Below are 10,470 nucleotides of genomic sequence, written 5' to 3'. Positions count from 1 at the left end.
CAATATCAAGTGATAGCTTGATTATATATCCAAATAACTCGGAGTTCTGTGAAGTAGATTACAGTTCTCCACATATTTTAAAATACGAAAAGAGCTTTAATTAAAAACCAGATTAAGGTTTGGATCAACGGCCAAACAAAGTGTTCAAAGTTACTGTAATAGGGCAGATAGTGCCAGACTGTTGCAAACCGAAATTGAAGATGGTCACGGATTTTAAATTGTTTCTTTTAGGCCTAGCTGTTGAGCGACGGGAGCGCTAATCTGTGATACCTGTTTCCGTTTTATTGCAATCAATAACATACCGGCAATCGTCATGAGTCCCCCGAGTATCTGCGACATCTCCAAAGCATGCCCCAAGATAACCGAAATAATTGCTGTAAATACAGGAATCAGATTCATCGTTATGCCGGCCTTGCTCGGGCCTAGTATCTTAACGCCTTGATTCCAAAAGATAAACGAACCGACTGACGGGAACACCCCCATGTATATAACCCCTATGATCCCCAAAGAAGTGATTTTGTCGGAGTGAATCGGCAGGAATAATAAAAAAGGAACCATCAGAATAGCACCGACCAGCGCAATCATCGCAACTAATGTCACAGGCGGAATGCCTTTTGCTTTTTTTAAAAGCAATGAATAAGCAGCCCAACATAAGACGGCCAATAGCATGATCGCATCTCCCTCGTTATACTGAGTATGAAACAACTGCAGCAGGTTGCCTTTCGTCAACACAATCAGAACACCAATAAACGAGGTGATTAATCCAATGAACTGAAAGACACTTACTTTTTCTCTTAGAAAAATCAACGAAAAGAGCATAATCAAGCCAGGCGCAAGGGTAGTAAATAGAGCGCTGTTCGTCGCAGATGTGAACTGCAATGAAGCATACGAGAGATAGGTGTAGAGCACAATGGATAAAGTAGCTAGCAAAATAATTAACACCCAGTTATTCCTCCATATTTGACCCCATGAAGGCTTCTCAATAAATTGGGCAATGGGAATAAGAAGAATCAGTCCGACGACCCACCTTAGAAATACTGTCCATTCAGAAGGTAACTCACCTACAATCAATTTTCCAAAAATGATATTACCGGCCCAAAATAGATTAGCCCCGATCAGAAATGCCCATGCCTTAAAATTCACCATATTTTTCACCTTCAATCTTTTTGTTTTGCAGATTAACTTGTCGTTAGCTACAATAGCTCTAAAATCGCTAGATCAGAACGAATGGAATTGTGAACTTCGAGAGTGTAACGTACACAAATCAGTTTAAGAAAAGCTTAGTTTTGCATAAAAATTCCCTTAATTCACATTATGATGCATCTATAGCCAGCTGATACAGCGGGATGAGCTTCTCGAAGGTTTGATTGACCAGCTGTTCGAACTCATCGGGCTTCGCCAGCACCTGGTCTTGGAAATGCAGGTTACGGCCGATCAGCAGCTCCGCCTTCTTCACATCCCGGAAACGAGTCAGCGCTTCCGTCCAGTACCTGTTGTCCAATTCCGCTACAGGCGTGACGTCCTTTTTCATATGGTCGAACGAAATGACGAAGTCGGAAGGAACTTCCTTCCGGATCTCCTCGAGATGCTTCATATAAGCGGTGGCTATGTTGCTTTTGTTCGGCAGCTCATAAATCAAAGCAAGCCATATAAAGACGCGGTCATCAAACAATCCGACCTGAAAGTGAGGGACTTGCTTGTAGCCCCGTTTGTTCGGGCAGATGGCCATCCAGGTATCGACAGGAGGATTAATTTTGCGGCGCAAATGTTTGGCGATATGCATGTACATCTTGGTTCCAGCAAAGAGCGAGAGATCTTGCATCAAAGAATCCCCCAGCGTTTTGAATTTCGGTTGAATGCGTTCGCGGATCGCTTCCATCCGGCCATCCAGACCGTCTATGGCAAAGGTGTCGAAATCAAGCTGTGTAAATCCGGTAAAACTCATGGTCGGTATGCCTCATTTCACTTACGTTTTTCAATATTTCAAGGGCAGTTCCAGAAGCCTTCAGACTACGATATAAAATGGGATATTATGTTAAAACAAAGAGACTGTCATTGAGACAGTCTCAATGTTAAGTTTATTTAAAAACTTTTATACGTTCTTGTACCGGATTAAATTTCTTTTCACCTGCTGAGGCAGACGGTTTACCGAACGGCATTTGGGCAATCAGTTTCCAGCTTTCCGGCAACTTCCATTCTGCTTTTACCCGTTCATCAATCAATGGATTGTAATGCTGTAGGTTTACACCCAGCCCTTTAGCCTCTAGCGCCATCCAGATCACCAATTGGTGCATTCCATTTGTGTGATGTGACCAAATCGGGAAGTGTTCTTTGTAAGATGGATATTGATTCATAAAACTATCAATAACTGACTGATCTTCAAAGAAAAGAACTGTACCGTATCCGTTCCGAAATCCATTCATTTTTTCCTGAGTAGAAGAAAATTGTTCGGCAGGAACGACTGCTTTGAGAACTTCGGTCGTAATATCCCATAACTTGTCATGTTGTTCACCCAAGAGCAGAACTACGCGGGTAGTTTGATTGTTAAACGCCGATGGTGTATGTTTAACGGTTTCCTCGATTATTTCTTGGATACTTTGATCCGAAATTGGTGATTCTTTGCTAATTCCATAAATAGAGCGCCGTTCGCGTAGTGCAGTGAATAAATCTTTCTCCAAGGTTTCCATGATACCTCTCCTTACTATATTTTTTCAATTTTCAATCTTCCTAGTTCCTATGTCCACGGGACACAAATTTATTATAACCATTACAAAAAAAAAGGTATGTAAAGTAAATTACATACTTGAATCTATCTTAGTGTGTAAGAGAAATAGTTCTAATTTAATAAGGGAACAGGAACGATTTAAGACAATACGTCACATGTTTTTTCGCCGTCAAGGGCTGCACGACGGCGCCGGATTTATGACCTTGACTCATGAAATGATGATCCAAAAATCCTTACAGCTTTTTTAGCTCTTGCAAAATTTCCTCCGGGCTTTGGCGCTGCCTGAAATTCGGATTGACATAAGCGGAGCGGATAATGGCGTTCTCATCGATTATGAATGTAGCCGGAATCGGCAAAACCCATTTCGAGGTATTGTTGTACTCCGCAAGATTGAGTCCGTTACCTTCCATGAGTTCCCTTACTCCCGGCGGAACATCGAAGAGCAGATTGTACTTGGCCGTTACCAAGCCGTTCGGATCGCTAAGGACTTGAAATTCCAATGATTCCTTTTCCTGAAGGGATAACGAATGATCCGGTTTTTGCGGGCTAATCGCTATAAGCTGCGCTCCCATCGCTTGGATTTCCGGCAAAATCTGCTGGTAAGCCCTTAATTGCATATTGCAAGAAGGACACCATCCGCCGCGATAGAAGACCAGCAGAACCGGCCCTTTCGCGAGCTCTTCAAATAAAATTACATCCCGGCCTAGTGCGTTTGTTAATTTAAAGTCCACCGCCTTCTCGCCTTGTTGCTTCCCGGAAGCGATCCCCGATTTCTGAAGTTCCTCAATCATTTGACCGATCTTGATCTGCGCTTCAATTGGTGCATTGGCCTTAAACTGCTGTGTGGCCGCTTCCAGCTGTTCGGTTAAATTTTGGATGCTCATCGTTCTTAAACCTCCACTATCAAGTGATAGCATGAGTATAATTCTAAATAAAATGGAGAACTGTAATGTAGTTTACAGTTCTCCATTTTATTTTTGAAGTTATGTAAAACGGCAGAACAATGTAAAGTAGATTACTGACACCGATTCGACCGGCATGTTAATCTGCAAGTATCAGGCACCCTACCATGGACAAAGGGTTATCAATTAACCGCATCTTTTTTCCTGGCGGGAGAAAATTCTCTAATAAAAAAAATAAGAATGCAAACGTGAAAGGAGAATACGGATGAAGATACTCGTTTTAGGAGGAAGAGCGTTTTTTGGTCGCCGGTAACTGAAGATGCTTGCCGACGATTTAGATTAACAGCGTGGACTATACAATGTTATTTACGAAGGAGATGAACCGGTTTGAAAAATAATTTCATCGAATACTGTCTAAACAAAAAAGGAGCGATTAAGGATTATCCCTTGGGAACCGATCCACTCGCGATAAAAATTGCAGGTAAAATATTCGCTCTTTTTTATGAGGAAAAAGGGTACTTGAACCTAAAATGTGACCCGGTGATAGCGGAAAACTTGAGAGAGCACCATGAGGACGTTCGACCGGGGTATCATATGAACAAACAGCACTGGAATACGATTATTCTCGAGGGTTCTTTGCCAGAGTCGGATATCTTTGCAATGATTGACCACTCTTACGATTTGGTTGTTAAGAGCCTTCCTAAGAGCATCCGGGAATCTAATTAGTCTTGCAATTATTGGAAATCTATCATGCAAATGTGTTTCCTCATTTTCACATGACGAAGGCTGCGCTCCCGTATCTCAATGCAGGAAGGGGCAGATCCGCGTAAACCGCGGATTTTTTCATTTTCACGATACAAGTTTATGTCCAATGCACTCGACAAGAGCTTGCATATCGTTAGCCGAAACACTTCTTTGGTTTGTTATGTCCAATGGCATCTAGATGAAAGCCTGCCTCCAAGAAGATCTCCATCGGCGGTTGACTAGTGAGATACGCCTGTACTGCAGCGACTTTTAAAGCCACACAAATGACCCGTAAGATGGGCACTTTTTTCAAAGTGTCCATCTTACGGGTCACAGTTCAAAGGATGATCAGCAGCTTGCCCCGTTTGTGACTATTTACTAAACAACCTGGCTGCATTATAATCCATTCGTTTGCGGGTGGAATCAACTGTGCTACTACTACCCCTTTTTCCAATTTTTCCTTACCTGCGTGACTACGAACATAATCGGGATATATCCATAAATAAAATAAAGTCCGACGTCTGAATAAAACTCGGAAATCCATCGAAATATGATACGGTCCTTCAAAAAATACTCTAATATCAGAATTCCGACCAGAAAAGCTAGCAAGCTCGCACGCGGTTTGATCTGAAAAACGTTTTTCATTCCACGGCATGCCGCCCATAAGCCTAAAGATATGCCCGCTAATATTTTTATCAACCACATTGAAATGGCCAGATATTCTATTCTTTGGAACACAGGTCCCTCAATAATCTTGAGCATATCAATCGTCGGCCAAAAGATTTCGCGCAGCTGCCCTTCACTGTAATACATAAACGTATTGATTATTAACATCAAATACATTAATGTAATAAAAAATACCGCCAAATGTGCCCATTTTTGAGATTTTGTCGGTGATTTAATGAATGGGTAAAAGAGCAGAAGAGCTTCAAATCCCAAGAATTGATATAACATGCTTTTAGAAGAGAGTAATATGTCGGTTATTGAATGGTTAAAAAGAGGCATCAAGTTTAACGGATGTATATACGGCAAAACTAACAAATTTTCTGGTAAAATAAAAATAAGTGTAATTAGTAATCCCAAAAAACTTAGTCCGGTAACGGACCGAAACCCGCCGGATACGGTATAGTATATAAGCAACACCAAAATGGTGCTTATGGGTAAAATTTTTATTGAGGGAAACACCCAGAGTTGAATAACTTCAATATAGGCTTTGAATTCAATAAAAGCTCCGAAACAAAAATAAAGAACGATTGCGAAATTGATTATGTTTCCTGCAATTTTCCCGAAACATGTAGTGTTGACTGTAGTTACATCTAGACCTTCTTGATTAGAACGTAAAATTTTATAAATCATCCATAAGATTAAATGAATGCTAATCCCTACTAAAACAACAGAAATATAAGCATTATATCCGGCATGTTCGGCCACTTCTCGTTGGAAATTCAGAACTCCGACCCCGACCATACTGACATACATAAGAGGAACAATTAAGAAGGGAGATATTAAGTGCTTTTCGTCAACAGAATTTTTCATATACGAAACACCTCACTAAACTGTACTTCCAGACATCGTTCAAGCACTTCCGGTTTTGGCGATTTTAACCTGAACGCTTACTGATGTTTTTATTACTTGATAAATTTCTTCAAAATCTTGGGCACGCCATACCTTAGACCGACTTCTTACTAAATCGCCCAAGCCGACTGGATCAACCTTATTTTCCTTCAATAGTGACAGGAATTTTTCAATTTCTTTTTTAAAATAAGAACCCATCGTTTTTTCAAGCTGTGCAAGCTGCTCTTCTGATCTCAAATCCACCCAATCCGGGACATTCTGAAGTTCCGTCACCAATTTCAACCGAATTGAAATAGAAGGGATTGGTTTCACTTTGTTCACAATATAGCTTGCCTTTGAATGCATGCTTCTCAATAAAATGAAATCTTCACCCTGTTTGCTTGATGCTTTTCCTGCAACTGGAACATTGTAGCTTCCATTCTTCGAGTTCTGAATAAGCATTTTTAATAAGAAAGCGTCCTTCATGTTAATTTCGGTTATCTTTTGATCACTTCTAAATAAAGCCAGACCATCGATTACTACTTCTCCGTGATCTATTTTAAAATACGGTAAAAACATGTCTCGTCCTTCACCATAATAATTAAACAAGGATACATGAAGGTTCATCAACGGTAAATTTCCATTTCTGATGTTTTGCTCAATTATATCCGATAAAAAAAAGGGTTCATGGGTTTTTTTGGCGATTTCCAACAGATCCGAAGCGTCTCGATCCACGACTCCAAGCTGAATCCGCGATGAAAATTTAGTATCGTGGAGAAAATGATGCATTACAGCCCCAGTCCCTTTTTCTGCACGCGTTTTTCCGAATAACACCATCCTTAACTGTCCCCTTTCAAGGGGATCATTTGTCCGCGCATTTGCTCGTGGCAAACCGTCAATAATAGCGTTGGATTCCGTATGTAAAACGTCTAGTTCTGTTTTTCCCGGTTCTTTAAAGTGAGAAATTAGAACAGCGCTTTTCATACTATTCGCAACGGTATCAAAGCTAATTGCATGGACAAGACAAATATCATTCACAATTTTTTGATCGGCACAAGCCGATAAAACTGCACACAAAATGATAACAAGGAAAATTTTCCTCCTATACATAATGGCCCTCTTTCATAATTTATTCTTCATCTAAGTCATTTTTCTGTTTAACTGGTTTTTTAGGCAAATACTTAACTGAAGATTTTGGTCTTAAATGTTGAGGTCTTTTATTCAGAATTTGAAAAGATGAACGTATAAAACTGTCTTTAAAAGACATAATCCTTAAAGGAAAAATCGGAACAGCGTAAGGAGCGCCTAATGATTTTAAACGAATAATATGGACGAACAGAAAACCCACCCCGATAAATATGCCAATTCCCCCCCATATCGCTGACAGAATGATGAAAGGAAAGCGTAAAAATCGTATCGCATTTGACATCTTATATATCGGTGTCGTAAATGAGGCTAAAGCCGATAGCGCGACAAGAATTAGTAAAATATTACTTGTTAAAGCTGCTGCGACCGCAGCTTGACCGATAACAATTCCTCCGACAATACCTAAGGTTTGTCCAATTTTTGTTGGTAATCTGGCCCCTGCTTCCCGAAGAAATTCAATGGTTATTTCTAAAAAAAGCACTTCAAAGAAGGGCGGAAATGGAACATTCATTCTGGAAAATATAAGGGGACTAAGCAAAGCTTTTGGAATGACTTCATAATGATATGTGGTTATCGCAACATACATTGACGTGCTAAACAGCGAAAAAATGACACCAAAGATTCGAATCAATCGAAAAAAAGAACCTAATATCCATGGTAAATAATAATCTTCCGCGGAAATAAAAAAATCAAACAATGTAGAGGGTCCCGTAACAATATAAGGTGATCCGTCGCTAATGACCGCGACTTGCCCGTTAATAAGTGAATACACCACTCGGTCCCTGCGTTCCGTGGATACAAACAATGGAAATGGCGTCAAAGAATTGTCGGACATCATTTGGTCCAGTAAGGACGAATCAAACACGAAATCGATATCAATATCAGTAAGCCTTTGCTCAACAGTTTGAATATACTGTTCATTTGTCAACCCATCGATATAAATGATTGCGACTTTTGTTTTTGAAGTTGTTCCAATGATAATTTCTTTTATAATCAAGTTTGGGAGATTGATTTGTGATCTTAGCAAACCGATGTTTGTATCCAGGTCCTCTACGAAACCGACTTTAGGACCGACGACGCTAAACTCGTTTTCCGTATCATTGTTTTCTCGCAATCCATGATTATCGGCTAAATTAACCAATGCACACTTTTGATCGTTTTCATGAAGTTGAACGATCGCATAACCTTTCAGCAGTTTGGATTGAATATTTGTTAAATCGTCGGTAATCTCTATATCATTAATGGGAATCCAGGTCTTAATATCCTCAATTTCCTTGATTTCGGAATCCAATGATCGATTTTGCATCACAAGAATCAAATGTTGCTGCATCCACTTCGCATCGATTAAGGTACTATAATAGAAAATACTCACTTCTTGTTTACCAAGTAAAATCACTGTTGTCTTAAAGTCACTCGATTGTACGGATAATTTTAATAATTGATCGAGGTTTCTAAAATCTGTTTTCATTGCGAATAAATCCTTCCTGGCTAAAGTCTCCAAATGTTCTTTATGGTAGCATGTTATTTTTTGTAAAAAACTCTTTTTTTATACATGGGTGGAATCACAAAAGATTTCGACTGATCGTTCAGTCGGGCCATTGGATGAGTACTGGCAGCGGCTACGGGAAAAAGCATTGTGGCATCCAGTAACGGGATCAAGTCGCTGTTGGCGGGACCCCAACTTGAAACGCAAATCAAGAATAACCGAGAATTCAGGCTTTTTCTGCTTCTCGGCTTACAGAAAGTAAGCCTGGAGGTCGGATGGCCTTCGCTTACCCACAATTTCCTCAAGTGGGCATCAATGAACCAAAAAAGCGCAAGTTCTGAGGTGAATTCCCCTTTCGAACTTACGCTTTTTTTCATGACTATGATCATGGACTACTCATTTAAGCTGCTTTTGAACTACGCTGGTTTTTACTAGGTTGGAGGATTATGGGGCTCACAGCCCTCACCATTTTATCTGCTTGATTAGATGGATGATCTCTTCCTGTTCCTCTCCGCTAATCTGCCAAGTTCGGATTTCATTTATAATTTTCTCTAGATTGGTATAACCTTTAGCCAGACCGTTTAAGCGTGCAGCCAAGGTTGAGTTCGTCAGTTCTTCATCGGTTGGAATGATAGTTCTCAGTTTTTTAATGGCATCTGGATACCGTTTCAAATAATATTTCTGATGTCGATCCTCGACAGGATAAAACACGGTAAAGGGAGCAACCTCGGTGTCCAGTATTCCTTGTCCTCGTTCTTCGGTGGTTCTCTTGACCTCTCGGATTACATTGTTCTGTGTGGGGTCACGAAATAATATCAAAGATCTATACTGCTGGCCTTTGTAATCGTTTACATTCACCGGATTATGGCTGCTCCAGAACACATTCAATAGGGTCTCCAAACTTAAGATACCAGAATCGAAATCCATTTCGACCGTTTCGGTATGGTCTCCTAGTTGTCGGTAAGTCGGATGATCTGTAGTTCCTCCAGCAAAGCCTACACGCGTTCTTATGATTCCGGTTAATTGTCCGAACAAAGCGTCAGGGCTCCAGAAGCAACCCATACCCAATGTTAAAGTTTGAATTTTGCAATCACTCATCTTGGTCACCTCCTTATTATCATATCATTTAGGAGCTCGATAATAAGCAAGGTTGAAATTTCGAGGACCTTTGAATCAAGACACGACCAGCTCCCACTGCGCCTTTTCCGCCACTTGTCGGAAGCTTTGTTCAAGATTTTCTCCCATCATATTATATGGATATGTCAGGTCTTATCGTACGGCAAGATAATTATACATGTGATATCTAATTTAAAGCCTCGCTTCTTCAGACTTGTTCTTACCATAATCGATTATTCTGCTCACAAATGAATGATGCAAAAATCGTTACGACTTTTTTAGTTCTCGCAAAATTTCCTCCGGGCTTTGACGCTGCATGAAATTCGGATTGACATAGGAGGAGCGAATAATGGCGCTCTCATCAATCATGAAGGTAGCCGGAACCGGCAAAACCCATTTCGAGGTATTGTTGTACTCTGCAAGATCAAGTCCGATACCTTACGTGACTTCCCTTACTCCCGGCGGAACATCGAAGAGCAGATTGTACTTGGCCGTTACCAAGCCGTTCGGATCGGCTAAGGACTTGAAATTCTAATCCTTCCTTTTCCTGCAGGGATAACGAATGATCCGGCTTTTGCTGGCTAATCGCTATAAGCTGCGCTCCCATCCCTTGGTTTTCCGGCAATATCTGCTGGTAAGCCTTTAATTGCATATTGCAAAAAGGACACCATCCGCCGCGATAGAAGACCAGCACAACCGGGCCTTTCGCGAGCTCTTCAAATAAAATTACATCTTGACCTAGTGCGTTTGTTAATTTAAAGTCCACCGCCTTTTCGCCTGATTGCTTCCCGGAAGCT

The 10,470-nt window shown here is 40.7% G+C and carries 11 protein-coding genes; 1 reads left to right on the top strand and 10 read right to left on the bottom strand.

Annotated features, from left to right (window positions below):
* Positions 1-213 precede the first annotated feature (213 nt).
* The 4 genes from ACSQ8O_RS36640 to ACSQ8O_RS36625 all read right to left on the bottom strand — a co-directional run bounded on the left by ACSQ8O_RS36640 (position 214) and on the right by ACSQ8O_RS36625 (position 3,609).
* On the bottom strand, positions 214-1,146 hold the full coding sequence (locus tag ACSQ8O_RS36640) for a DMT family transporter (protein ID WP_436245745.1): 933 nt from the start codon (positions 1,144-1,146) through the stop codon (positions 214-216).
* A 166-nt stretch (positions 1,147-1,312) separates the two neighbouring features.
* Entirely contained in the window at positions 1,313-1,945 is a 633-nt protein-coding gene (locus tag ACSQ8O_RS36635; RefSeq protein ID WP_436245744.1) for a YktB family protein, read from the bottom strand.
* 133 nt (positions 1,946-2,078) lie between these two features.
* Entirely contained in the window at positions 2,079-2,678 is a 600-nt protein-coding gene (locus tag ACSQ8O_RS36630; RefSeq protein WP_436245746.1) for a nitroreductase family protein, read from the bottom strand.
* 280 nt (positions 2,679-2,958) lie between these two features.
* Entirely contained in the window at positions 2,959-3,609 is a 651-nt protein-coding gene (locus tag ACSQ8O_RS36625) for a peroxiredoxin-like family protein (protein ID WP_436245743.1), read from the bottom strand.
* Between the two features lie 405 nt (positions 3,610-4,014).
* On the opposite strand from ACSQ8O_RS36625, the gene ACSQ8O_RS36620 reads away from it, so the two are divergent.
* Positions 4,015-4,353 carry an MmcQ/YjbR family DNA-binding protein gene (locus ACSQ8O_RS36620; protein ID WP_436245742.1) on the top strand — a complete coding sequence of 113 codons (339 nt, stop codon included), beginning with the start codon at positions 4,015-4,017 and terminating at the stop codon, positions 4,351-4,353.
* 172 nt (positions 4,354-4,525) lie between these two features.
* Here ACSQ8O_RS36620 and ACSQ8O_RS36615 read toward each other — a convergent pair whose 3' ends face one another.
* The 6 genes from ACSQ8O_RS36615 to ACSQ8O_RS36590 form a co-directional block, all read right to left on the bottom strand.
* Positions 4,526-4,705 (bottom strand): hypothetical protein, encoded by a 180-nt coding sequence (locus tag ACSQ8O_RS36615; protein WP_436245741.1) that lies wholly within the window; start codon positions 4,703-4,705, stop codon positions 4,526-4,528.
* Positions 4,706-4,809: 104 nt separating this feature from the next.
* Complete coding sequence (locus ACSQ8O_RS36610) at positions 4,810-5,907, bottom strand: GerAB/ArcD/ProY family transporter (RefSeq protein ID WP_436245740.1); 1,098 nt, start codon at positions 5,905-5,907, stop codon at positions 4,810-4,812.
* 39 nt (positions 5,908-5,946) lie between these two features.
* Entirely contained in the window at positions 5,947-7,035 is a 1,089-nt protein-coding gene (locus ACSQ8O_RS36605; protein ID WP_436245739.1) for a Ger(x)C family spore germination protein, read from the bottom strand.
* Between the two features lie 19 nt (positions 7,036-7,054).
* A complete protein-coding gene (locus ACSQ8O_RS36600; RefSeq protein WP_436245738.1) occupies positions 7,055-8,539 on the bottom strand; it encodes a spore germination protein in 1,485 nt (494 codons plus the stop codon).
* A 480-nt stretch (positions 8,540-9,019) separates the two neighbouring features.
* A complete protein-coding gene (locus ACSQ8O_RS36595; RefSeq protein WP_436245737.1) occupies positions 9,020-9,655 on the bottom strand; it encodes a peptide-methionine (S)-S-oxide reductase MsrA in 636 nt (211 codons plus the stop codon).
* 442 nt (positions 9,656-10,097) lie between these two features.
* Positions 10,098-10,470, bottom strand: a 373-nt coding sequence (locus ACSQ8O_RS36590; protein ID WP_436245736.1) for a peroxiredoxin-like family protein, incomplete at its 5' end; no start/stop codon positions are given.

Source organism: Paenibacillus sp. LjRoot56 (genome assembly GCF_964253335.1).
Taxonomy (GTDB): Bacteria; Bacillota; Bacilli; order Paenibacillales; family NBRC-103111; genus Paenibacillus_E; species Paenibacillus_E allorhizoplanae.
Note: the sequence above shows the minus strand (reverse complement) of the source record. Positions and strands in the feature narration are given on the sequence as shown.

Excerpts from the sequence above, each read along its gene's own strand:
- ACSQ8O_RS36640 (WP_436245745.1), bottom strand. The coding sequence starts at position 1,146 with ATGGTGAATTTTAAGGCATGGGCATTTCTGATCGGGGCTAATCTATTT.
- ACSQ8O_RS36605 (WP_436245739.1), bottom strand. The coding sequence starts at position 7,035 with ATGTATAGGAGGAAAATTTTCCTTGTTATCATTTTGTGTGCAGTTTTA.
- ACSQ8O_RS36595 (WP_436245737.1), bottom strand. The coding sequence starts at position 9,655 with ATGAGTGATTGCAAAATTCAAACTTTAACATTGGGTATGGGTTGCTTC.
- ACSQ8O_RS36635 (WP_436245744.1), bottom strand. The coding sequence starts at position 1,945 with ATGAGTTTTACCGGATTTACACAGCTTGATTTCGACACCTTTGCCATA.
- ACSQ8O_RS36600 (WP_436245738.1), bottom strand. The coding sequence starts at position 8,539 with ATGAAAACAGATTTTAGAAACCTCGATCAATTATTAAAATTATCCGTA.
- ACSQ8O_RS36610 (WP_436245740.1), bottom strand. The coding sequence starts at position 5,907 with ATGAAAAATTCTGTTGACGAAAAGCACTTAATATCTCCCTTCTTAATT.
- ACSQ8O_RS36625 (WP_436245743.1), bottom strand. The coding sequence starts at position 3,609 with ATGAGCATCCAAAATTTAACCGAACAGCTGGAAGCGGCCACACAGCAG.